General features: G+C 65.3%; 22 protein-coding genes. 12 read left to right on the top strand and 10 right to left on the bottom strand.

The annotated features are described in order from the left end of the window. The first annotated feature begins 165 nt into the window (after nt 1-165). On the top strand, nt 166-531 hold the full coding sequence (locus QW868_RS00940; protein ID WP_316229713.1) for a DUF3597 domain-containing protein: 366 nt from the start codon (nt 166-168) through the stop codon (nt 529-531). Between the two features lie 91 nt (nt 532-622). Here QW868_RS00940 and QW868_RS00935 read toward each other — a convergent pair whose 3' ends face one another. The 3 genes from QW868_RS00935 to QW868_RS00925 all read right to left on the bottom strand — a co-directional run bounded on the left by QW868_RS00935 (nt 623) and on the right by QW868_RS00925 (nt 1,724). After that, the gene (locus QW868_RS00935) at nt 623-787 is read right to left on the bottom strand and encodes a DUF1127 domain-containing protein (RefSeq protein WP_316229712.1); all 165 of its coding nucleotides are present in this window, start codon (nt 785-787) and stop codon (nt 623-625) included. A 115-nt stretch (nt 788-902) separates the two neighbouring features. Further along, nucleotides 903-1,175, bottom strand: a complete 273-nt coding sequence (locus tag QW868_RS00930) for a GNAT family N-acetyltransferase (protein ID WP_315738125.1) — start codon at nt 1,173-1,175, stop codon at nt 903-905. Between the two features lie 6 nt (nt 1,176-1,181). After that, nucleotides 1,182-1,724 (bottom strand): DUF3828 domain-containing protein, encoded by a 543-nt coding sequence (locus QW868_RS00925; protein ID WP_316229711.1) that lies wholly within the window; start codon nt 1,722-1,724, stop codon nt 1,182-1,184. A gap of 255 nt (nt 1,725-1,979) precedes the next feature. On the opposite strand from QW868_RS00925, the gene QW868_RS00920 reads away from it, so the two are divergent. From QW868_RS00920 to QW868_RS00895, 6 genes are all read left to right on the top strand, one after another. Next, the gene (locus QW868_RS00920; RefSeq protein ID WP_315780087.1) at nt 1,980-3,581 is read left to right on the top strand and encodes an acyl-CoA synthetase; all 1,602 of its coding nucleotides are present in this window, start codon (nt 1,980-1,982) and stop codon (nt 3,579-3,581) included. 6 nt (nt 3,582-3,587) lie between these two features. Beyond that, nucleotides 3,588-4,445, top strand: coding sequence for a PCC domain-containing protein (locus tag QW868_RS00915; protein ID WP_315738122.1), 858 nt, complete (start codon nt 3,588-3,590; stop codon nt 4,443-4,445). 75 nt (nt 4,446-4,520) lie between these two features. Next, on the top strand, nt 4,521-5,291 hold the full coding sequence (locus tag QW868_RS00910) for an AAA family ATPase (protein WP_316229710.1): 771 nt from the start codon (nt 4,521-4,523) through the stop codon (nt 5,289-5,291). A 553-nt stretch (nt 5,292-5,844) separates the two neighbouring features. After that, the gene (locus QW868_RS00905) at nt 5,845-6,777 is read left to right on the top strand and encodes a UPF0149 family protein (protein ID WP_316229709.1); all 933 of its coding nucleotides are present in this window, start codon (nt 5,845-5,847) and stop codon (nt 6,775-6,777) included. A 114-nt stretch (nt 6,778-6,891) separates the two neighbouring features. Next, complete coding sequence (locus QW868_RS00900; RefSeq protein WP_316160122.1) at nt 6,892-7,446, top strand: SRPBCC family protein; 555 nt, start codon at nt 6,892-6,894, stop codon at nt 7,444-7,446. Nucleotides 7,447-7,722: 276 nt separating this feature from the next. Next, nucleotides 7,723-8,655, top strand: coding sequence for a cytochrome D1 domain-containing protein (locus tag QW868_RS00895; RefSeq protein ID WP_316229802.1), 933 nt, complete (start codon nt 7,723-7,725; stop codon nt 8,653-8,655). 128 nt (nt 8,656-8,783) lie between these two features. Here QW868_RS00895 and QW868_RS00890 read toward each other — a convergent pair whose 3' ends face one another. Next, nucleotides 8,784-9,428, bottom strand: coding sequence for an HAD hydrolase-like protein (locus QW868_RS00890; RefSeq protein ID WP_316229708.1), 645 nt, complete (start codon nt 9,426-9,428; stop codon nt 8,784-8,786). 273 nt (nt 9,429-9,701) lie between these two features. Between QW868_RS00890 and QW868_RS00885 the strand changes: the two genes are divergently transcribed. From QW868_RS00885 to QW868_RS00875, 3 genes are all read left to right on the top strand, one after another. Beyond that, complete coding sequence (locus tag QW868_RS00885) at nt 9,702-10,694, top strand: lipase family protein (RefSeq protein WP_316229707.1); 993 nt, start codon at nt 9,702-9,704, stop codon at nt 10,692-10,694. 193 nt (nt 10,695-10,887) lie between these two features. Then, nucleotides 10,888-11,205 carry a hypothetical protein gene (locus QW868_RS00880; RefSeq protein ID WP_315738116.1) on the top strand — a complete coding sequence of 106 codons (318 nt, stop codon included), beginning with the start codon at nt 10,888-10,890 and terminating at the stop codon, nt 11,203-11,205. 235 nt (nt 11,206-11,440) lie between these two features. Continuing rightward, the gene (locus tag QW868_RS00875) at nt 11,441-11,770 is read left to right on the top strand and encodes a hypothetical protein (protein ID WP_315797490.1); all 330 of its coding nucleotides are present in this window, start codon (nt 11,441-11,443) and stop codon (nt 11,768-11,770) included. 185 nt (nt 11,771-11,955) lie between these two features. Here the strand turns inward: QW868_RS00875 and uvrA are convergent, their stop codons facing one another. From uvrA to QW868_RS00845, 6 genes are all read right to left on the bottom strand, one after another. After that, nucleotides 11,956-14,943 carry an excinuclease ABC subunit UvrA gene (uvrA, locus tag QW868_RS00870; protein ID WP_316229706.1) on the bottom strand — a complete coding sequence of 996 codons (2,988 nt, stop codon included), beginning with the start codon at nt 14,941-14,943 and terminating at the stop codon, nt 11,956-11,958. Between the two features lie 275 nt (nt 14,944-15,218). Then, a complete protein-coding gene (locus QW868_RS00865) occupies nt 15,219-15,863 on the bottom strand; it encodes a porin family protein (protein WP_315797488.1) in 645 nt (214 codons plus the stop codon). A gap of 286 nt (nt 15,864-16,149) precedes the next feature. Continuing rightward, on the bottom strand, nt 16,150-16,890 hold the full coding sequence (locus QW868_RS00860; RefSeq protein WP_315738112.1) for an outer membrane protein: 741 nt from the start codon (nt 16,888-16,890) through the stop codon (nt 16,150-16,152). A gap of 212 nt (nt 16,891-17,102) precedes the next feature. Beyond that, nucleotides 17,103-17,888: an outer membrane protein gene (locus tag QW868_RS00855; RefSeq protein WP_315738111.1), complete on the bottom strand. Its 786-nt coding sequence runs from the start codon at nt 17,886-17,888 to the stop codon at nt 17,103-17,105. Between the two features lie 271 nt (nt 17,889-18,159). Continuing rightward, on the bottom strand, nt 18,160-18,915 hold the full coding sequence (locus QW868_RS00850; protein ID WP_316229705.1) for an outer membrane protein: 756 nt from the start codon (nt 18,913-18,915) through the stop codon (nt 18,160-18,162). Between the two features lie 192 nt (nt 18,916-19,107). Further along, nucleotides 19,108-19,863, bottom strand: a complete 756-nt coding sequence (locus QW868_RS00845) for an outer membrane protein (RefSeq protein ID WP_315780069.1) — start codon at nt 19,861-19,863, stop codon at nt 19,108-19,110. A gap of 461 nt (nt 19,864-20,324) precedes the next feature. Here QW868_RS00845 and QW868_RS00840 point away from each other — a divergent pair, with 461 nt between their 5' ends. Next, nucleotides 20,325-20,825, top strand: coding sequence for a single-stranded DNA-binding protein (locus QW868_RS00840; RefSeq protein ID WP_316229704.1), 501 nt, complete (start codon nt 20,325-20,327; stop codon nt 20,823-20,825). A 58-nt stretch (nt 20,826-20,883) separates the two neighbouring features. Next, on the top strand, nt 20,884-21,282 hold the full coding sequence (locus QW868_RS00835; RefSeq protein ID WP_316229703.1) for a DUF2306 domain-containing protein: 399 nt from the start codon (nt 20,884-20,886) through the stop codon (nt 21,280-21,282). Nucleotides 21,283-21,318 lie beyond the last annotated feature (36 nt).

The raw sequence follows: 21,318 nt of genomic DNA, 5'->3' as shown, positions 1-21,318 counted from the left end.
GACAAAGTCATTCCGCCGTCATTCCGCCTTGGGTAAGCTTCACATTCGTCGCCGTGGTCGCCTTGGCAGGCCTCGGCGGGTGGCGGAGCGGCTCTACGGCCGTCTTTGCAACGGAACAACGCCGGCCGAGTTCTTCTTACGATCACCATCCATTGGGAGCCATTGATGAGCATTTTCGGAAAGATCATGGGCGCTATTTTCGGTCATCATGCCGAGGCTGCGCCGGCCGGCGGCACGGTAGCTCCGACCGGGAGCCCGGCTGCCGCGGCGCAAAACGTCGATGTGGCGGCGATCGTCGACAAGGCCGCGGCTGCCAAACACGAGAAGCTGGAGTGGCGGACCTCGATCGTCGACCTGATGAAGGCGCTCGACATCGATTCGAGCCTCGCCGCGCGCAAGGAGCTTGCCAAGGAGCTCGGCTACAGCGGCGACACCAACGACTCGGCCAGCATGAATGTGTGGCTGCACAAGCAGGTGATGAGCAAGCTCGCCGCCAATGGCGGCAAGCTTCCGCCGGAGATCAAGCACTGAGCGTCGGCCGCCGACGGCCCAAAAGCGAAAGGCCCGCCATCGCGCGGGCCTTTGTCGTCGATATCGTGTCGCGGGAGGCTGCTCGAACGGCTCAGACGTGCACGAAGCCGGCGCGTTGCCAGGCCTCGGCGTGCAACTGGTCGCGGTTGAAGCCGATGTCGCGCAGCGTGCGCTCGTCGAGCTGGTCAAGATAAGCGAGCTGGGTGCGGTAGTGGACGTAGCGCTTGAGAACGTCGAAAATGGCAGTGATGAACATGAGCCTCTCCCCATCGGTCTGGTTGCTTGTTCGGCGGGGGATTGCTGGTCCATCCGGGTAGCCATTGCGTTAAAGCACACGGTCCAATCGTCTTGCTCGGTAATTCTACGGAACGTCACGCCATGATGTCCCGGTTCTCCGGGTGGTCACGGAGGTAGTCGGCGACGAAGCTGCAGCCCGCGATCACCTTGCGGCCCTCGGCGCGGATCAACTCCAGTGCGCCCTTGACCAGCTCGGACCCGATGCCCCGGCCGCGCAGGGCCGCCGGGGTCTCCGTGTGGGTGATGACGACCGCCTGCGGCGTCGCTCGGTAGTTTGCAAAAGCGATGCTGCCTTCGACGTCGAGCTCGAAGCGGCTCTGGGCCTTGTTGTCGCGGACGACGGTCATGCTCCTCTACCTTCGTTTCGGTTTGTCGGTCTGCTTGATGAACTCCGCCAGCATTTCGCGGATCGACCAGGGCTTGCCGTCGACGGCGCCGCGGATGTCGTCGATCTTCCATTGGCCGGCATCGCGCACGAAGTCGTAACGGATGACGTTGTCGGCCTGTTCCGTGCGATCGTTGCGATGGCCGGCGATGGTGACGGCGACCGTCGCCTTGTCGGCCTCCTGCTTCTCCGGACTCACCTTGAACGAGGCGACATCCGGATCCTGCGAATTGGTGACGGGATCGAAATCGACCGCGCCGACCTCGCCCTTCGGCGTGCGGGCGTCCATCTTTGCCCATTGGGCGGCCAGCGACTTTGACAGATAGTACGCGCGTGCCGCCTTGTTCTCGATGACGAAGTTGCCGCCATCCTCGCCCTTGCCCTTGGCGACGCGGGCGTAGATCGCGGTCATGATGCCGGTAGGCTCATTGGCGGCGGGGGCCTGCGCGCGAAGCGGGGATACGGCGAGCACGCCAGCGAGGCCGAGAAGCAGGAAACGACGATTGATCATGGGTGTCCTCAAATCAGATTCGGTGCGTGGTGAAATGAAGGAATGCGCGGCCGGCCTCGGGTTTGTCGCACGGCATCTGCATTCGTTCGAATGACACCGTCGCATGGGAGCGATGGGCAGGCCGCGCTTGCGAGGTCGCGCGGGACCGCGATAAACAAGCGGGAAGGTAACGGGTGGCCGAGACCGCCCGAGAATCGATCGAGGGGACGCTGTCATGGGTCTGTTCATTTGCTGCCGGGATGCGAGGGCTCGTCGATGAGTGGCACACAGCTGCGGATGTCGCGGCGGGTGATGAATCTCGCGCATATCGTGACGCAGAACGGCCGCCGGCTCGGCGACCGCGTCGGCTTCGTCTGGGGCGAGAGGTCGTGGTCCTGGCGCGAGATCGACGCGATGGTCTCGGCGCTCGCGGCGGCGCTGGCCGAGCAGGGCATCGCCAAGGGCGATCGCATCCTGGTGCACTCCAAGAACTGCGAGGAGATGTTCGTCTCGATGTTTGCCGCGTTCCGGCTCGGCGCGGTCTGGGTGCCCACCAATTTCCGCCTGATGCCGGACGAGGTCGCCTACCTCGCGACCGCCTCGGGCGCGAAGGCGTTTCTCTGCCACGGCGACTTTCCGGAGCACGCTGCCGCAGTGACGACTGCTGACTTCACCTGGCGCATCGGTGACGGCGGCAGCTTCGGCACGGGGGCCGTGGCCGACGCAATGAAGGCGCATGTCGGCGCACACGTCGCGAACGCTGCCGTCGAGCACGACGATCCCTGCTGGTTCTTCTTCACCTCGGGCACGACCGGCCGCTCCAAGGCGGCGGTGCTGACGCATGGCCAGATGGCGTTCGTCATCACCAACCATCTCGCGGACCTGACGCCGGGCACGACCGAGCACGACGCGTCTCTCGTCGTGGCGCCGCTGTCGCACGGCGCCGGCGTGCACCAGCTGATGCAGAGCGCGCGCGGTGCCACGACCGTGCTGCTGCCGAGCGAGAAGTTCGACATCACCGAAGCCTTCCGCCTGATCGAGGTGCATCGCGTCAGCAACCTGTTCACGGTACCGACCATCCTGAAGATGATGGTCGAGCATCCCGCCGCCGACCAGTTCGATCATTCCTCGCTGCGCCATGTGATCTATGCCGGCGCGCCGATGTATCGCGAGGACCAGAAGCGCGCGCTGGCGCGGCTCGGCAAGGTCATCGTCCAGTATTTCGGCCTCGGCGAGGTCACCGGCAACATCACGGTGCTGCCGGCCGCGGCGCACGAGGAAGAGGATGGACCGGAGGCGCGGATCGGCACCTGCGGCTATGAGCGCACGGGCATGCAGGTCTCGATCCAGGACGATCAGGGGCGCGAGCTGAAGCCGGGCGAGACCGGCGAGATCTGCGTCATCGGTCCGGCCGTGTTCGCGGGCTACTACGACAATCCCGACGCCAATGCCAAGGCGTTTCGCGACGGCTGGTTTCGCACCGGCGATCTCGGCCACATGGATGCGCAAGGCTTCGTCTACATCACCGGCCGCGCGTCGGACATGTACATCTCCGGCGGCTCCAACATCTATCCGCGCGAGGTGGAGGAGAAGATCCTGACCCATCCCGACATCGGCGAGGTCGCCGTGCTCGGCGTGCCTGATCCCGTGTGGGGCGAGGTCGGCGTCGCCGTCTGCGTGGCGCGCGAGGGCGCGGCCGTGCCGAGCGAGAGCGCGATCGCCGGCTATCTCGCCACCAAGCTGCCGCGCTACAAGATGCCGAAGCGCTTCTTCTTCTGGGACGCGCTGCCGAAGTCTGGCTACGGCAAGATCCCCAAGCGTCTCGTGCGCGACGAGCTCGAGGCGCGCGGCTTGCTCGATCTCACCAGGCAGGGCTGAGCACTGATGCGATTCATCAAACAGCCCGGCGCGCCGGTGGCCGACCGCGTCCAGTGGGTCGAGGCGCGCGGCCGCGCCTTCACCTTCACCATGGAGCAGGGGTTGCCGCTGCTGGAAGCGGCCCATCGCGGCTTTGCGCGTGAAGGCTTTGCCGGCGGCGTGCTCGACATCAAAGGAGGTGCGCTCGGACCGTTCGCCTATGTCATGCCGGCGCTGTCGAAGGCGCCGGATCATGCCGCGTTCTACAGCGAGACCTATCGGCCCGCCGGTGTCACCCAGCTCTCGACCGCGACCATGACGCTGGGCGTGCGCGACGGCGCGCCGTTCTTCCATTGTCACGCGCTGTGGACCGAAGAGGGCGGCCGGGCCGGTGGTGGCCACATCCTGCCCGAGGAGACTGTGGTCGCCGAGCCGTTCGAGGTCGAGGCGTTCGGGCTCGATGGCGCGATCTTCACCGCCGCGCCTGATCCCGAAACCGGCTTCAAGCTGTTCGGCCCGGTGGCGGCCGCACCGAGCAGCGCCCCAACGGATCGCCGTGCCTTCGCGCTGCGGCTGCGGCCGAACCAGGATTTTGCCGGCTGTCTGGAGGAGTTCTGCCGCGCGCAAGGCATCAGCAGGGCGCGGATCCGCGGCGGTGTCGGCTCGACCATCGGCGCGCGCTTCGAGAGCGGTGCTGTGGTCGAGCCGTTTGCGACCGAGCTGACCATCGCCTCGGGCGCGATCGCGCCCGGCGCTGTCGGTCTCGAAGCCACGCTCGACGTCGCGCTGGTGGACTACACCGGCGCGTTGGCGCAGGGGCGTCTGGTTCGCGGCGACAACCCGGTGCTGATGACGATGGAGCTGGTGCTGGAGGTCGCGGCGTAGCCCGCGTGGGACGGTAGCCGATCCCGCCGCCTTGTGCGAGATTGCCCGCGATGTCACCGAATTTGTGAAGGCGTCATGGCGAGGAAGCAACGCGAGATCCGGCTGCGCGCCCCCTATCTGAAGCGGCTGTGGCTCGATCCGGCCAAGATCGCCGACCGCGCTGAATATCCGTTCTGCCTGCCGTTCCTGCAGGACGAGTTCGAGCTGAGCTTCACGAGCGCCATCACCATCATCGTCGGCGAGAACGGCACCGGCAAATCGACCCTGCTCGAAGGCATCGCGGCGCTGGCCGGCTATGACGAGGCCGGTGGCGGCAAGGGCTACAGGCCGGTGGATCATGGTCGTGCGATCGAGCGCATGGGGGGCACGCTCGGTGCCGCGTTCCGTGCGAGCTGGCTGCCGAAGATCACGCAGGGCTGGTTCTTCCGCGCCGAGAGCTTCTTCTCGGTGGCGCGCTATCTCGACGAGGCCGCGTTGGACGATCCATTCGGAGGGCCGCCGCCCGACTTCCTGTCGCATTCCCACGGCGAGGGCTTCCTGCGCTTCTTCGAGGAGCGCTGCCAGCGCCAGGGCATCTACATCTTCGACGAGCCGGAATCGGCGCTGTCGCCGGCGCGCCAGATCGAGTTTCTCAAGCTGATGCAGCGGATGGACGAGTCTGGTCATTGCCAGGTGCTGATGGCGACGCATGCGCCGGTCCTGATGGCCTATCCCGGCGCGACCCTGCTGCGCCTGACCAAATACGGTCTCGAGAAGGTCGCTGTGCAGGACACCGATCACTTCAAGGCCCTGCGCGAGTTCTGCGCCGATCCCGATGGCTTCGTGCAGGCGGTGCTTGCGGAGTGAGGGCGGGGTGTGGTGCATGAGAGTTGGCGAGGTCGACCAACTTGCTCCGCCGTCATTGCGAGCGAAGCGACGTGTCCGCCGAAGCCCATCGGGCGCAGGCGGAAGCAATCCAGGGCTGCGCAAAGACTCTGGATCGCTTCGTCGCTTTGCTCCTCGCGATGACGGAGAGACATGAGTCCGCGTTCCCGCGTGCGAATGGCGTCCGGGCTTTGCATCATATTCTGCCCTCCTCGAAGTGAGAGGGCGCAGGGAAGGCCGGGCATCCGCTGATGCCCGCGGCCCCCGTGCGGGAAAAATGCACGGGGCAGGAACCACAGGCTCAGCCGAGATGACCCGGCCTTCCCTGCGCGATGGTGTTACGGCTTATGCGTGATCTCCTCGGTGCACCGGGCTTTCTGGCCACCGTCACCGGCGCGATGCGTGAGCATCACCACCAGCTTGACCTCAGCGTCGGGAGGTCAGGACCACACGATTTCGCCGTCCGCCGCCGGACCCGTCGTCTGCGCATTTGCGCCGGGCCCGTGACGTCCATCGCATCCCGCACTCAACGCCCGTGACGACCGCGAAGCGCCCCTCTCGTGAGTGCAGGACGCACCCAGAAGAACGCAAATTCCGAAAAAACGAAAGAAGAATATTTTTCGCGACACGACTGGACAGGGGTGATGGCGCTGATCCCGCGTCGAAATATAGATTTTGCGCGCAAGGCCGTTTTGGTGTCAAAATGGTCGCGTCACGCCTTCGCGGCGTGCGCGTCGGGCAAATCAGGTCGCGACGCGGGGTGAGGGAAGCAGGGTTTCAGATGTCGGAGCAGGCCAACCGTCACGACGAGCTCGACCAGGCGCTGCTCGCCCTCGACGACCGCGCCATGGTGCTGGAGGAACTCGACGGCTTCATCGCCGGCCTGCTGGTCCTGCCGGAGCAGGTCCCGCCCGGCGAATGGTTCGCCGCGGCGTTCGGGTTCGGCAAAGGCCGCCACTCGGTGTTTGCGAGCATCGACCACGCCAATGCGGTGCTCGACCTGGTGATGGCGTATCATGACGAGATCGCCCGGACGCTCACGCAAACGCCGGAGCTGTATCAGCCGCGCTATCCGGTCGATCCGATCGACGGCAGTGTGATCTGGGAGTTGTGGATCGACGGCTTCGCTGCGGCGGTGGACCTGCGTCAAGAGCGGTTCAAGGCCTACCGGAACGTCGACGGCGACGTGGGCGAGGCGGCCCTGAGCCTGATGGTGGCGATCGAGCTGGCGCGCGACGAGAATGCCGACCGCGTCGAGAATACCAGGCTCGACCGCGAAGCACCTGCTGACATCCGCCATGCGGTGCTGACCCTCAACCGTCATCGGCGGAGCGGGGCGCCCGTGCCCGGCGCGCCCGCCTTCATTGAGCAACCCAATCCGTTCGCCTCCTTCGGCAAGGTCGGCCGCAACGATCCCTGTCCGTGCGGTTCCGGCCAGAAATACAAGCGCTGCTGTGGCGCCAATTGACCCGCTTTCGAGCGCCACGACACGGTCTTTTTTGTTGCAACAATCGGGAGCGGTGCAAAGATGGGTCCGCCGCGCCAGATGCGCGGGCCAAATGAGAATGGTTGAGGAAACGAGATGAGGATGGTGTTCGGCAAGGCGCTGGCCGCAACGGCGGCGCTCGCGATCGCAACGACGGCTTTGAGCACGGCGGATGCGCATGGTCCCACCCGGCGCAAGGTGCAGGAGCACGTCGAGATCAACGCCGCACCCGCCAAGGTGTGGGCCGTGATCGGCAACTTCCAGGACATGAGCTGGCTCGGCGTCGTCGACAAGACCGCGGGCGACAAGGGCAACGAGATCGGCGCCACCCGCAAGCTGACCCTGAAGGGCGGCGCCACGGTCGACGAGGAGCTCTACAAATACGACGCCGAGAAGATGAGCTATTCGTACCGGATCACGGCGGTCGATGTGAAGGTGCTGCCGGTGACAAACTACTCGTCGACCATCGCAGTGACGCCGAGTGCGGATGGCAAAGGCAGCGTGGTCGAATGGACCGGCGCGTTCTACCGCGGCTTCCCCAACAACGATCCGCCGCCGGAGCTGAGCGACGAGGCCGCGGTCAATGCGGTGACCGGGCTCTACAAGGGCGGGCTCGAGGGACTGAAGAAGAAGGTAGAGAGCGGGAGCTGATTGGATGCGACCATGTCGCCAAGTCAGCGCTGCGCTCCCTCTCCCCGTTCTTACGGGAAGAGGGTTGGGGTGAGGGGCAGCCGAACGGGTGGTGTGGGTGGTGAGACCTGTGCCCCCTCACCCGGATTGCATCTGGCGATGCAATCCGACCTCTCAGCGCGAGCGAAGCTCGTCGCGGCCCCGCATTCGCCTTCGCTCTGCGAGCTACGGCGGACAAGAGCGGGGCGAGGTGGGTACAAGGCAAGCCGCTGTGCCACTCCTCGTCTCTCAGATCCTATTCGAGCTTTTCTGCTCGCAGCCGTGCTCGTCTGCTGCGCCAGTGCCCACGCCGAAGAAGCCTTCGTCACCAATCAGCTCAGCGATGATCTGACCATCGTCGACCTCGCGACCTCGAAGCCGGTGGCGACGATCCCGATCGGCGGCAAGCCGGCCGGCGTTGCGGTGGCTGCCGACGGACGCTTCGCCTATGTGGCGAGTCCGGACGACAAGAGCATCAGCGTCGTCGACGCTGTCGCGCGAAAGGTTGTTGGACGGATCGAGGTCGGTGGCGGCCCGCTCGGCATTGCCGTGACGCCGGACGGTTCGACGGTCTACGTCGCAGACTGGTACAACGCCGCAATTCGCGTGATCGATGCGAAGACCCGGACCGTGACCGGCAGCATCGCGGTCGGCGCCTCGCCGTCGGGGCTTGCGGTGACACAAGACGGCAAGCTGCTGCTCTCCGCCGACCGCGACGACGACATGGTCTCGGTGATCGACACGGCGACGCGCCAGCGCCTTGCGACCATCAAGGTTGGCACGCGGCCGTTCGGTGTCACCATCGACGCCGAGGGCAAGCGCGCCTACACGGCGAATGTCGCCTCCAACGACGTCTCGGTGATCGACCTCGCCGAGCGTCGCGAGATCGGCCGGGTCAAGACCGGCTTGCGGCCTTATGCGGTGGCGCTGGCGCAGGGCAAGGGCTTCGTAACCGACCAGTATGACGGCACGGTCAGCGTGTTCGACCTGGCGAGCCTCCAGCCGCTCCAGCGCATCAATGTCGGTGACTATCCCGAGGGCATCGAGGCGACGGCCGACGGCCGACGCGTCATCGTCGCCAATTGGGAGAGCAACATCCTGAGCGTCATCGACGTGGCCGCACTGAAGGTCACAGGGGAGATCAAGGTCGGCAACGGCCCGCGCGCGTTCGGCGCGTTCCTGCGGCGGTGAGGCAGGCCGGCCAGTGGCGGGAATGGAGTTGCATCTGCAGCCTCCGTCATTGCGAGCGTAGCTCGCAATGACGCGGGGAGGTATCGAGGCTCGTCGTTATCCCTGCATGTCGCCGGCGCTGATGCAGGCTACGAATCTCGTCTGGCGGGCACCACCAACCGTTCCACGATCTCGTCCATCCGGGTGAACAGCAGCTCCGGCTGGTGGTCGCGCAGCGCCTGCTCCGCGGCATAGCCCCATGTCACCGCACCGAAGGCGATGCCGGCGGCGCGCGCAGCCTCGATGTCGCGGGTCTCGTCGCCGATCGCGATGACCTGGGCCGGGTCGACGCGCAGCCGCTTCAGCACCCGGCGAAACTTCCGTGCCTTGCCGAACACCGAGGCTGAGCAATCGAAATCGGCGAACAGACCGGCGCGCGATCCGAGCTTCTGCCGCGCGTTGGCCTCGCTGTCCGACGAGACCAATGCGAGCATGGTGCCGTTCGCGGCAAGCGTGTCGAGCATGATGTCGACGCCTGCAAACAGCGGGATGCTTGCTGCATGCGCCGTCTTCAGCCGGCGCACGTGGCGCGCGATCAAGGGCAGCTTCCAGCGCGGCACCTGAAGGAAATCGAGGATCTCACGGGTCGAGGCATGGCGCAGCCCGTCGATGTCCTGCTCCTCGACCTGACGAAAGCGGTACCGCACGGCGACGGCATTCACGTGGGTGCGAAACCACGGGAAGCTGTCGGCGAGCGTGCCGTCGAGATCGAAGATGACGAGGGAATATGGCATCGCGCGGGGTGAGCGTGGCGAGGGGCTGATGATCGTCGAGGCGTGTCGTCGTGCGACAGCCCTGCGCCATAGCAATGGGAGGGGCGGCGCGCAATGAGATGCGACCCTTGCGTGTCGCAGCTCCATCGTGACGTTCGATGATCAGGGGTTGAACATGTTGTGATGTGCACCTGGAAATAACGCGGTCTATGATCCCGATGCGCCGGCGGATCAGGGTCTGCCTGCCCGATTTGATCGAATTTGTTTTCATCATTCAAGCCAGAGAGATTTCACATGGCCCTCAACAAGGTTGCTGCAGCGTATCTGTCCTACTTCGCCTATATCGACGACGCGCTCGATACGGTCCAGCCGAACGATTTCGTGACGATGCTGAAGTCCGTTCCGTCGGGCGCAGCGAACGGTCCGTGGTCGCTCGTCTGGGGCCCGGCGGTCAACAACGGCGTGCTCGCCTATGTCGCGCAAGGCAGCGACGGCAGCTACGCGCTGGCGTTCCGCGGCACCGATGTCGACGGCTCGGTCGGCGGTGCCTTCGAGAACGTGCTCGCCGACGTCGATGCAGTCTTCCAGGTGCCGTGGCTGTATCCGCAGCAGGCCGGCTCGCCGCTGCAGATCAGTGCCGGGATCAACGATGCGCTGGCGCTGGTCATCGCGCTCACCGATCCCGCGACGGACCTGTCGCTGCTCGACTATCTGCGCGGCCTTGCGGGCAAGCAGAATCTGCAACTGATGGTGACCGGGCACAGCCTGGGCGGCGCGCTCGCCGTGGTGGCGACGGCGTGGCTGAAGGATCAACTGCCGAAGCTGAACTCGTCGCTGAAGTTCACGCTGTGGCCGCACACCTTCGCGGCTCCGACCATGTGGAACGCGGGCTTCGCGACCACCTTCGCGAAGGCCTATACCTACTATGCGGCGGTCAACAGCAACGACATCGTGCCGATGGGATGGGCCAATCTGAAAGGGATTCTCGTCACCTATGCGCCGCCGGCGCCGGTCCTGAAGGACACCAACTACTACTCGATCTACAAGCCGCTTGAGATCCTCAGCGCAACGATCCCGACCTATACGTCGATCGTGCCGAGCAATCCGGACCTGTTCACGATCACGCCGATCGTGGAGACGAACGATTCCTGGACCGCAGAAGCCGGCTACATGCATTCCATGCAGTTGCAGTACTTCCCGCACGCGACTGGCACGACGGCGCCGCCGCTGCCGGGGGTCACCAAGACCGGCGTGGCGCGGCCGCGGGCGGTCGCCGTCGCAGCGTGAGCTGCTGATCAGGGGACGTCGCCGTCCGGGTCGCGTCTCGCGTTGCCCTCTTGCGAGCCTGCTCCCGCAGGTCTGCAAGAGGGTTTTGACGCGCATCCGATCAACAATCTCTCACGGCCTTTGTGAGCGTGCGCTGCAGGAACGCCTTGCGCAGTGCGATCGTTGACCCCCGTACAAGAGCAAGGAGAGACACATGCAACGCACGCTCAAGATGGCCGCGCTGGCCGCCGCCACGCTGGTGCTCGGCACCGCCGCCGCATCCGCGCAGGGCTATGCCCGCTACGGCGACTCGATGGCCTGGGGGCCGCCGACACAGGGCAACGATTCCGAGCCGGTGTATGACGCCGCGCCGGCGCCGGCCTACGCGCCGGGTGAGGTGGCGTGGGGTACAACGGCCTGGGGCCACGGCTACAACGGCACCAACCATCCGACTCCTGGCTCGACCCAGGGCGATGTCGGTCCGTCCGGCAACAACAACGGCACGCTGACCGGTGTCTACCGGCAGTGGTAGCCGCCATCTCGCGTTAAACGTTAGGCGATCAAACCCGCCGCTCGACAAGAGCTGCGGGTTTGTCGTGTCGGACGGGTTCGCTGCGCGTGTCGGCGATGTCACGAAGCCATTGGATCACGAGGTCGCGCGAAGGTGAGCGTCGCGTTGTGTCGCACGATTGTTGTGGGGATCGGCGGAACCTTGGATGGATCGATATCGTTTGTTCTCCAAGAATTAGGAACGAAGGAGCAAGTTCATGACGCGCACGTTTGGATTCGCCGCGCTGACCGCCGTCACGCTCGTGGCCGGCACCGCTGCGGCCTCGGCCGGCGAATACGGCCCGGGCGGCTACGGCTATGGTGGCCAGGTCACCAGCACCTACGCCTACCGCGATTCCTTCGCCTGGGCGCCGGGGCCGGTCTATCAGGAAGGCTACGTCGCGGTCGCGCCGGGCCCGTATGACGGCCCGGGCTGGGGCACCGGCTACAACGGCACCAACCACCCGACTCCGAGCTCGACCCAGGGCGACGTCGGCCCGGGCGGCAACAACAACGGCACGCGCAGCGGATATTATCGCCAGTGGTAATCTGAGTTCGTTGTGGAAACATCGAGCCCGCCGCTCTGCAGAGAGCGGCGGGCTTTGCTGTGATGAACCGGTATCGACCACATGCGTCATTGCGAGGAGCGCGATGCAATCCAGAATCGCGTACGCGGCCCTGGATTGCTTCGCTTCGCTCGCAACGACGATCGATACAAGGGAATTGAGGGCAACTACTCCGCCGCCTCGCTGGCTGCGCCGCGGCTGCGCTTCTTCGGCTTGGCTGACTTCTCCAGCACCGGCTTGAGGAACTGCCCGGTGTAGCTGCGCGGCGCCTTGACGATGTCCTCGGGCGGGCCCCAGGCGACGATCTCGCCGCCGCCGTCGCCGCCTTCGGGGCCGAGATCGATCACCCAGTCGGCGGTCTTGATGACCTCGAGATTGTGCTCGATCACGACCACCGTGTTGCCCTGCGCGACCAGCTCGTGCAGCACCTCCAGCAGCTTCTTGACGTCGTGGAAGTGCAGGCCGGTGGTCGGCTCGTCCAGGATGTAGAGCGTGCGGCCGGTGGCGCGCTTCGACAGCTCCTTGGCGAGCTTGACGCGCTGCGCCTCGCCGCCGGAGAGCGTGGTGGCCTGCTGGCCGACATGGATGTAGTCGAGGCCGACGCGGCGCAGCGTCTCGAAGGTGTCGCGCACGCGCGGCACCGCCTTGAAGAACTCGGCGGCCTCCTCGACCGTCATGTCGAGCACATCGGCGATCGACTTGCCCTTGAACAGCACGTCGAGGGTCTCGCGATTGTAGCGCTTGCCCTTGCAGACGTCGCAGGTGACGTAGACGTCGGGCAAAAAGTGCATCTCGATCTTGATGACGCCGTCGCCCTGGCAGGCCTCGCAGCGGCCGCCCTTGACGTTGAAGGAGAAGCGGCCCGGCTCGTAGCCGCGTGCCTTCGATTCCGGCAGGCCGGCGAACCATTCGCGGATCGGCGTGAACGCGCCGGTATAGGTCGCGGGGTTGGAGCGCGGGGTGCGGCCGATCGGCGACTGGTCGATGTCGATGATCTTGTCGATGTGCTCCAGCCCTTCGATGCGGTCGTGCGGCGCGGCGGCCTCGTTGGCGCCGTTGAGCTTGCGCGCGATCGCCTTGTAGAGCGTGTCGATGAGAAGCGTCGACTTGCCGCCGCCGGAGACGCCGGTGATCGCCGTGAACAGGCCGAGCGGGATCTCGGCCGAGACGTTCTTTAAGTTATTGCCGCGGGCGTTGACGACCTTGATGGTGCGGCGATGGTTCGGTGGCCGCCGCTCGGGCACCTCGACCTCGAGCTCGCCGGTGAGATATTTGCCGGTCAGCGACGCCGGATTGCGCATGATCTCGGCCGGCGTGCCCTCGGCGACGATGTTGCCGCCATGGGTGCCGGCGCCGGGGCCGATGTCGAGCACGTAGTCGGCGAGGCGAATGGCATCCTCGTCATGCTCGACCACGATCACGGTGTTGCCGAGGTCGCGCAGCCGCTTCAGCGTGTCGAGCAGGCGGGCGTTGTCGCGCTGGTGCAGGCCGATCGAGGGCTCGTCGAGCACGTAGAGCACGCCGGTCAGGCCCGAGCCGATCTGCGACGCCAGGCGGATGCGCTGGCTCTCGCCGCCCGACAAGGTGCCGGAGGAGCGCGCCAGGGTCAGATAGTTCAAGCCGACGTCGAGCAGGAAGGTGAGGCGGTCGCGGATCTCCTTGAGGATGCGGGTGGCGATCTCGGTCTGCTGCGCGTTGAGCTGCTTCGGCACCTCGGCGAACCATTCGCCGGCAGCCCTGACGCTGAGCTCGGAGATCTCGCCGATGTGCTTGCCGGCGACCTTGACGCACAGCGCCTCGGGCTTCAGCCGGAAGCCGTTGCAGCCGGCGCAGGGCACGTCGTTGAAGTACTTGCCGAGCTCCTCGCGCGCCCATTCGCTCTCGGTCTCGCGGAAGCGGCGCTCGATGTTGGTGATCACGCCCTCGAACGGCTTTTTGGTGTCGTAGGCGCGGACGCCGTCCTCATAGGTGAACTTGATCTCGTCGTCGCCGGAGCCGTGCAGCAGCGCGTTCTGCGTCTTCTTCGGCAGGTCCTTCCACTTGGTGTCGAGCGTGAACTTGTAGAACTTGCCGAGCGCTGTCAGCGTCTGCAGGTAATAGGGCGAGGACGACTTGGCCCAGGGGGCGATCGCGCCCTTGCGCAGGGTGACGTCCTTGTCGGGAATGACGAGATCAGCATCGACGTGCTGCTCGACACCGAGGCCGCCGCATTCCGGGCAGGCGCCGTAGGGATTGTTGAACGAGAACAGCCGCGGCTCGATCTCGGGAATGGTGAAACCGGAGACTGGGCAGGCGAACTTCTCCGAGAACAGGATGCGCTCGGGCCCGCTCTTGTCATGGATCTTGGCGGTCTTCTTCTTCTCCTCGGCCGGGGCGGCGGAGGCGGGCGCGTCGGCGAACTCGATCACGGCGAGTCCCTCCGCGAGCTTCAGCGCGGTCTCGAAACTCTCCGCGAGGCGCTGGCCGATGTCGGGGCGCACCACGATGCGGTCGACGACGACGTCGATGTCGTGCGGGAACTTCTTGTCGAGCGTGGGCACCTCGGCGAGCTCATGGAAGGTGCCGTCGATCTTGACGCGCTGAAAGCCCTTCTTGAGATATTCGGCGAGCTCCTTCTTGTACTCGCCCTTGCGTCCGCGCACGACCGGGGCCAGCAGATAGAGGCGGGTGCCCTCGGGCAGCGCCAGCACGCGGTCGACCATCTGCGAGACGGTCTGGCTTTCGATCGGCAGGCCGGTGGCCGGGGAGTAGGGCACGCCGACGCGCGCCCAGAGCAGCCGCATGTAGTCGTAGATCTCGGTGACCGTGCCGACCGTCGAGCGCGGGTTCTTCGAGGTGGTCTTCTGCTCGATCGAGATCGCCGGCGACAGGCCGTCGATCTGGTCGACATCAGGCTTCTGCATCATCTCAAGGAACTGGCGCGCATAGGCCGACAGCGATTCGACGTAGCGGCGCTGGCCCTCGGCATAGATCGTATCGAAGGCGAGCGAGGATTTGCCGGAACCGGACAGGCCGGTGAAGACCACGAGCCTGTCGCGCGGGATCTCGACGTCGACGTTCTTGAGGTTGTGCTCGCGGGCGCCGCGGATCGTGATCGCCCGCAGGCTCGACTGGTTGGCTTGCGCGCGCTGCTTGGCCTTGAGCACTTCATCCATGACGATCGTCCCACGGCGCAGAGTCGCGCCATCGTTGCAGGCGCGTTCGCCGGAAGCCGGCCATCGGACGCCAGAGGGAAAAGGTATCGTCGGAACGTAGGAAGAACGGGGCTGGATTTCCAGTGCCGTCAGCGAATCATCAACAATGCGCTCAGGGAATGGCAGCGAATGGCAGGAGGCTGCCGGTTCCGTCCTGCCTTGTGCGCGATCCCGCAAAGAAAAAGCCCCCGCTCTGGCAGAGCGGAGGCTGTGTGCGTTGGCCCGGAGGCGAAGACTTAGAAGTGGTAGTTGATGCCGACCTGACCGGAATGCACGTTGAGCGTGCCGGTCGCGAGCGTGCCGAGGCCGGTGAAGGTGTAGCTCTCGCCACCGAAGCTCTTGTAGAGGTATTCGCCCTTCAGCGACCAGTTCGGGGCGAACATGTACTCGACGCCAGCGCCGACGGTCCAGCCGGAGTGGATCTTGCTGTCCGAAGCGGCGAAGCCCGGAGCCGTCAGCGAGATGCGGTTGTCAGCCCAGGCGTAACCACCGGTCGCGTACAGCAGGGTCGGGCCGAAGGCGTAGCCGATGCGGCCGCGGACGGTGCCCCAGTCACGGATCTTGGATTCGGCGTTGACACCGAGCGCGCCAACGTTTGCGTTGATGTCGGCCCAAGCGGCGTCGGCCTCGAGGCCGAACACGACAGCGCCCTGCTGCCAGTTGTAGCCGACGGTGCCGCCAGCGAAGCCGCCCTTCATGGCCGCGAAGTCAGCATCCTCGTTGGCATAGCCGCCCATGGCACCGATGTAGAAGCCGGTCCAGGTCAGCACAGGCGCGGCAACCGGCGCCTTGGTATAGGTCGGGCGCGCGGCAAGATCAGCGGCGGCAGCGGGAGCGGCCAGGGCGGCCAAGGCCACGGTCGCGAGCAGGATCTTCTTCATTCCAGTCTCCAGTTAATTCCTAGCAGTCCGCATCGCACCGAGAGTTTTACGCACGAAACAGACTCACCCGTTCAAGTTGACGAGGTTCCTATAGCCCGGTTCCGTACGGATTACCGTCACCCTGAAGACACACTCGCGGCCAAACCGCGTTTTTACGGGCAAGTTCCAGAAAGCCTATGTCACTCAACTGCTTGGTTCCGGGTGTGGCGAGCCGGCAAGGTGGCATCAGGGCAACAAAAAAGGCCGGCTTTCGCCGGCCTTTCTCGGAACCTGTCGGTTGCAGGTGTCAGTACTTGGCGATGACCGGGCCGCCGAAATGGTAGCTGAGGCCGGCCTTGACGGTGTGGACGGTGTCCTTCCACTCGGAGCGGTTGGTTGCGAAAGCGCTGTACTGGATCGCGCTCTTGCCGAAGTCGAGATAGTTGTACTCGAGCTTGGCCGACCAGTTCGGCGCGAACATATACTCGGCGCCGGCGCCGACCGTGTAGCCCCAGCGGGTGGTATTCTGGCTGAAGACGTTGCCGGGGACGCCGTCATAGCGATGCTGCAACTGGCCCACCGCGGCGCCGCCGCTGACGAAGAACAGGGCGGGGCCTGCGGCATAGCCGAGGCGGCCCTTGATGTCGCCGAAGCTGGTCAGCTTGGTGAAGAAGGTGTCGCCGAGGCCGGCATTGACCACGGCGGAGCGGCCGTTGATGTCGGCCCAGTGATAGTCGCCTTCGAGGCCGAACACGACGTTGTCGACCTGCCAGTTGTAGCCGACCACGCCGCCGACGAAGCCGCCATTGGTGTTGTAGTTCTGGGTGCCCAGGAAGCCCGGCGCATTGAAGCGGCCGAGGAAGGTCTCCTTGCTGGTGCCCCAGCCGCCGCCGCCCTGGATGCCGGCGTAGAGGCCCGACCAGCTCAGGATCTGCGCGACCATCGGCGGCGCCTTCGTATAGGGACGTGCCGCCATGTCGGCCGCCGAAGCGGACGTGGCCGTTGCGATGCCGACGAGCGCCGTCGTGATCACAAACAACTTCTTCATCAAATTCTCCCCCGGGAGGTTGGAATGACAAGCGATGGGCAAGTCATACACAGGGCATCCCGGTGAGGCTGTAACGCGCCCGCCACAGAAACGAAAAAGCGTTATAAATCATATATTTAGCACAAAAACGCCGCGACGCTGCCGGGCTGTTGACACGAAAAAGGCCGGCGCGAGGGCCGGCCTTTCCGAATGCGTGCGAGCGGCGGCTTTTTTCAGTAGCGCGTGCCCATCGGCGCCCCGAATCGATAGTTCACCCGGACTGTCGCCATGTCGATGTCCTGCTTGATGGTATCGACGCGCGACAGCACGGTTGCGGTGGCCGGGAAGCTGATGTCGCGCGAGCCCATGAACAGGTGGTCGTACTCGACGGCGACCGACCAGTTCGGCGCGAAGCCGAACTCGACGCCCGTGCCGACGGTGCCGCCCCAGCGGGTCTCACTGGCGGAATCCAGCAGCGTGCCGACCGGGAAGGGCGCAGCCGCATTCGCCGTGCCGGTGTATTTGTTGTGGGTGACGGCGGCGCCGCCCTTCACGTACCAGAGCACGTTGCCCCAGGCGTAGCCGACCTGGCCGGTGAACAGGCCGATCGCATCGGTCTTGGTGTTGTTGGTGATGCCCGCAGCCAGCGCCGCCGTGCTCGCATTGGACGACTTCAGGTCGGTCCAGTTGCCCTGGGCCTCGACGCCGAACACCCAGCTCGCCGCCTGCCAGCGATAGCCGACCTGGCCGCCGATGAGGCCGCTCGAGGCATTGTGGCAGCCTTCGGACTGGGTCGGCACGACCGGCACGCCGCCGACGCGATTGAGCGTCCAGCAGTTGTGGCTCCAATCGGCGCCGCCATTGACGCCGAGGTAGAACCCGGCCCAGTTCGGCAGCGGCGTGACATAGGCCGGCGGTGGCGCCTTGCTGTAAGGGCGCGTCGCGAAGTCGGCCGCTGAGGCCGGCGCCAGTCCCAGCGCCGCGGCGCTTGCGGTCAAGATCAAGGTCGTCTTCTGCATTCGTCTCTCCCCAGTCCCAATACACCACGCTCCGGATCCCTCCGATCCGGGCCCACGCGAAGGTGGCCTGTTGCTGGTTGTAGGAGAGACTGCTTTCTAAACTCGTGATCGGGAGCAGGCGCGTGGCGGGATGTGCCGAACGTACTTAAGCGCTGGTAAAGATCGCGACCGGTCGTGCAGATCGCAGAGCTGTCCCGAGGCGCGAGGGGGGGGTGAGCGCTTGGCGCGTCAGCCCCTGGAGTGCCAGTCTTCGACTGCCAGTCCTCGAGGGTCAGTGCTTGGATACGACGGGACCGCCCCAGCGATAGTTCACGCGGACCGTCGCCATGTCGACGTCCTGGCCGACCGCATCGGTCCGGCCCGCGGCTCCACCGGGAACGCCCGAGAAGCCCAGGGTGCGGTTGCCCATGAACAGGTGCTCGTATTCGGCTGCGACCGACCAGTTCTTGGCGAAGCCGACCTCGACGCCGGTGCCGACAGCCGCACCCCAGCGCGTGGCGCTGGACTGGTCGAGCACACCGCCAGTTGCCGTGGACAGACCGTTGTACTTCTCACCCGCAACCGCGGCGCCGCCCTTCACGTACCAGAGCACGTTGTTCCAGGAATAGCCGATCTGGCCGGTGAGCAAGCCGATCCCATTGATCTTGGTCTGGTTGGTCACGGGCGGGACCAACTGGCTGGTGTTGCTGCCCTTGAGGTTGGCCCAGTTTCCCTGGCCTTCGACGCCGAACACCCAGCCGCCGGCCTGCCAGCGATAGCCGATCTGGCCGCCAGCCAGCGCGCCGGTTGCGTCATGGCAGCCTTCCGCGTTGGTTGCGGCCACGCCGGCGAAGCTGACCTTGTTGGTCCAGCAGGTGCGGGCCGATGCGCCACCGGCATTCAGGCCGATATAGAAGCCACTCCAATCATAGATCGTCGTGATCATCGCAGGCGCTTTGGTGAAGGTGCGCGCGGGCAAGTCGGCAGCGATGGCCGGCGCAATCCCCAGCGCCAGCGAAGTTGTCGCCCCCAGCAACAGCCTTCTCATCGCATTCCCCAAACCAAGTCCGACGCCCGCACGCACACTCTCACCAACGCCCACCCGCCGGACCTTGATAGCCCCTTCCGTCGTAAAAAGCCGTCACCCAAATGACACAACGGCCCAGCAAGTACCGGTTCTGGCACACAAAAAAGGCCGGCGCGAGGCCGGCCTTTCGACACATTCGATTTGCGCGTGCAATCAGTAGCGCGACACGATCGGGCCGCTGAAGTGATAGGAGACGCCGGCCTTGACGGTGTGCACGGTGTCGCTCCACTCGGAGCGATTGGCCGGAACCGCGCTGTACTGAATCGAGCTCTTGCCGAAGTCGAGATAGTTGTATTCGACCTTGGCCGACCAGTTCGGCGCGAACATGTACTCGGCGCCGGCACCGATCGTCCAACCCCAGCGCCAGTTGTTCTGAGCGAAGCTATTCGCCGCGCCGCCATTGAGCGCTGCGTCGTAGCGGTGTTGGAGATCGCCGACGGCAGCGCCGCCGCTGACAAAGAACAGCGCCGGACCCGCAGCCCAGCCGAGGCGGCCCTTGATGTCGCCGAAGCCGCGCAGCCTGGTGAAGTAGGTATCGCCGAGACCGGCGTTGATGACGCCCGACCGGCCGTTGATGTCGGCCCAGTGATAGTCGCCCTCGAGACCGAACACGATGTTGTCGACCTGCCAGTTGTAGCCGACCACACCGCCGATGAAGCCGCCGCTGGTGTTATAGTTCTGGGTGCCGGCAAAGATCGCCGTATTGGGCGCTCCGAAGAAGGTCTCGTTGCTTCGGCCCCAGCCGCCGCCGCCCTGCAGACCGAGATAGAAACCGGCCCAGGTCGGAAGTGGCGCCGGCGCCACCACCGGGGCCTTCGTGTACGGGCGGGCGGCGAGATCGGCGGCTCCCGCCGGCGTCAGCGCCCCCAAAACCATTAAGCTGACAGCTCCGAGAAAAATTCTTTTCATCCCAAGTCTCCCGCGTTGGGCGTCTCCAATTGGTCCCCGGAGACGCACTTCTGTGAAGTTGGTGCGACCACGCTTGCGGCCCCAATCCGTCCAGAAATATACGCTATTCAACCCTGGATACCGTCTCCCAAAAGCCACAGCCGAGGAGGAAGTGCGGCGAGCTAACTTGATGAAAGTTAATCCCTTTTTCGTGAATAGGGAACTTTTTCCTGGTTCCATTTGCGAGGACTTGCGGTTCCGTCGAGTTCCGCGGAACTCGACGCACGGTTGTGGACATATGCGCGCGAACAAAACTGGAACAATGGCCTTCCGCCTGCTATATGTGGATAAGCAATGGACAGGGCGGGTGGACCGCGCGGCAACCGTATAGGGTCCGCCGCGAGAGGAAGGGTTAGCCACCGGACGCCGTGAGGCCGGTGTGGACGGCCGGTCCGATGATCGAGAACCGCGGGAGAGTGGTGATGGCGGGTAGTGTGAACAAGGTGATTCTGGTCGGCAATCTTGGCAAGGACCCCGAGATCCGGCGTACGCAGGATGGGCGGCCGATCGCCAATCTGAGCATTGCGACGTCGGAAACGTGGCGCGACAAGGCGACCGGCGAGCGCAAGGAAAAGACCGAGTGGCACCGCGTGGTGATCTTCAACGAGGGTCTTTGCAAGGTCGCCGAGCAGTATCTGAAGAAGGGCGCCAAGGTTTACATCGAGGGCGCGCTGCAGACCCGCAAATGGACCGACCAGAGCGGTGTCGAGAAGTACTCGACCGAGGTCGTTCTGCAGGGCTTCAACTCGACCTTGACGATGCTCGATGGCCGGGGCGGCGGCGGTGGCGGCAGCTTCTCCGATGACATGGGTGGCGGCGATTTCGGCAGCAGCGGTCCGTCGATGGCGCCTCCGCGCCGCGCGGTCGCTTCGGCCGGTGGTAGCGGACGCAACAGCGACATGGACGACGACATTCCGTTCTGAGGCGCAGGGGCGGCCGCACGACGTTCAGGCCGCTGCCGTCTGACCACGGGGGTGTTGCATGAGCTTCGCACCGCTGCTCGCCGCTGAACCCGCCGTCCTGCTGCACGCCGTCGCCGCGATGTCGGCGTTTGCGCTGGGACTCGTCCAGTTCGCGGCCCCGAAGGGGACCTTGCCGCATCGAACGATCGGCTGGGTCTGGGTCGCGCTCATGGTTGCCGTTGCAGCCAGCTCGTTCTGGATCCACACCATCCGGCTGGTCGGGCCATGGAGCCCGATCCACCTGCTGTCGCTCTACACGCTGGCCGTGCTGCCGCTTGCGGTGTGGGCTGCGCACCGCCATCGGGTGGCGGCCCATCGCCGGGCCATGATCACGCTGTTTTCCGGTGCCCTCGTGATTGCCGGAGTGTTCACGCTGCTGCCCGGACGGATCATGCACAAGGTGGACTTCGGGCCCTAGCCAGAGACGGTTCCCGAGCAGGCCTCGCGGAGCCGC

Source organism: Bradyrhizobium sp. SZCCHNR1051 (genome assembly GCF_032489615.1).
Taxonomy (GTDB): domain Bacteria; phylum Pseudomonadota; class Alphaproteobacteria; order Rhizobiales; family Xanthobacteraceae; genus Bradyrhizobium.
Note: the sequence above shows the minus strand (reverse complement) of the source record. Positions and strands in the feature narration are given on the sequence as shown.

Coding starts and splice junctions, on each gene's coding strand:
- QW868_RS00940 (WP_316229713.1), top strand. CDS start 166: ATGAGCATTTTCGGAAAGATCATGGGCGCTATTTTCGGTCATCATGCC.
- QW868_RS00935 (WP_316229712.1), bottom strand. CDS start 787: ATGTTCATCACTGCCATTTTCGACGTTCTCAAGCGCTACGTCCACTAC.
- QW868_RS00930 (WP_315738125.1), bottom strand. CDS start 1,175: ATGACCGTCGTCCGCGACAACAAGGCCCAGAGCCGCTTCGAGCTCGAC.
- QW868_RS00925 (WP_316229711.1), bottom strand. CDS start 1,724: ATGATCAATCGTCGTTTCCTGCTTCTCGGCCTCGCTGGCGTGCTCGCC.
- QW868_RS00920 (WP_315780087.1), top strand. CDS start 1,980: ATGAGTGGCACACAGCTGCGGATGTCGCGGCGGGTGATGAATCTCGCG.
- QW868_RS00915 (WP_315738122.1), top strand. CDS start 3,588: ATGCGATTCATCAAACAGCCCGGCGCGCCGGTGGCCGACCGCGTCCAG.
- QW868_RS00910 (WP_316229710.1), top strand. CDS start 4,521: ATGGCGAGGAAGCAACGCGAGATCCGGCTGCGCGCCCCCTATCTGAAG.
- QW868_RS00900 (WP_316160122.1), top strand. CDS start 6,892: ATGAGGATGGTGTTCGGCAAGGCGCTGGCCGCAACGGCGGCGCTCGCG.
- QW868_RS00890 (WP_316229708.1), bottom strand. CDS start 9,428: ATGCCATATTCCCTCGTCATCTTCGATCTCGACGGCACGCTCGCCGAC.
- QW868_RS00885 (WP_316229707.1), top strand. CDS start 9,702: ATGGCCCTCAACAAGGTTGCTGCAGCGTATCTGTCCTACTTCGCCTAT.
- QW868_RS00880 (WP_315738116.1), top strand. CDS start 10,888: ATGCAACGCACGCTCAAGATGGCCGCGCTGGCCGCCGCCACGCTGGTG.
- QW868_RS00875 (WP_315797490.1), top strand. CDS start 11,441: ATGACGCGCACGTTTGGATTCGCCGCGCTGACCGCCGTCACGCTCGTG.
- uvrA (WP_316229706.1), bottom strand. CDS start 14,943: ATGGATGAAGTGCTCAAGGCCAAGCAGCGCGCGCAAGCCAACCAGTCG.
- QW868_RS00865 (WP_315797488.1), bottom strand. CDS start 15,863: ATGAAGAAGATCCTGCTCGCGACCGTGGCCTTGGCCGCCCTGGCCGCT.
- QW868_RS00860 (WP_315738112.1), bottom strand. CDS start 16,890: ATGAAGAAGTTGTTTGTGATCACGACGGCGCTCGTCGGCATCGCAACG.
- QW868_RS00855 (WP_315738111.1), bottom strand. CDS start 17,888: ATGCAGAAGACGACCTTGATCTTGACCGCAAGCGCCGCGGCGCTGGGA.
- QW868_RS00850 (WP_316229705.1), bottom strand. CDS start 18,915: ATGAGAAGGCTGTTGCTGGGGGCGACAACTTCGCTGGCGCTGGGGATT.
- QW868_RS00845 (WP_315780069.1), bottom strand. CDS start 19,863: ATGAAAAGAATTTTTCTCGGAGCTGTCAGCTTAATGGTTTTGGGGGCG.
- QW868_RS00840 (WP_316229704.1), top strand. CDS start 20,325: ATGGCGGGTAGTGTGAACAAGGTGATTCTGGTCGGCAATCTTGGCAAG.
- QW868_RS00835 (WP_316229703.1), top strand. CDS start 20,884: ATGAGCTTCGCACCGCTGCTCGCCGCTGAACCCGCCGTCCTGCTGCAC.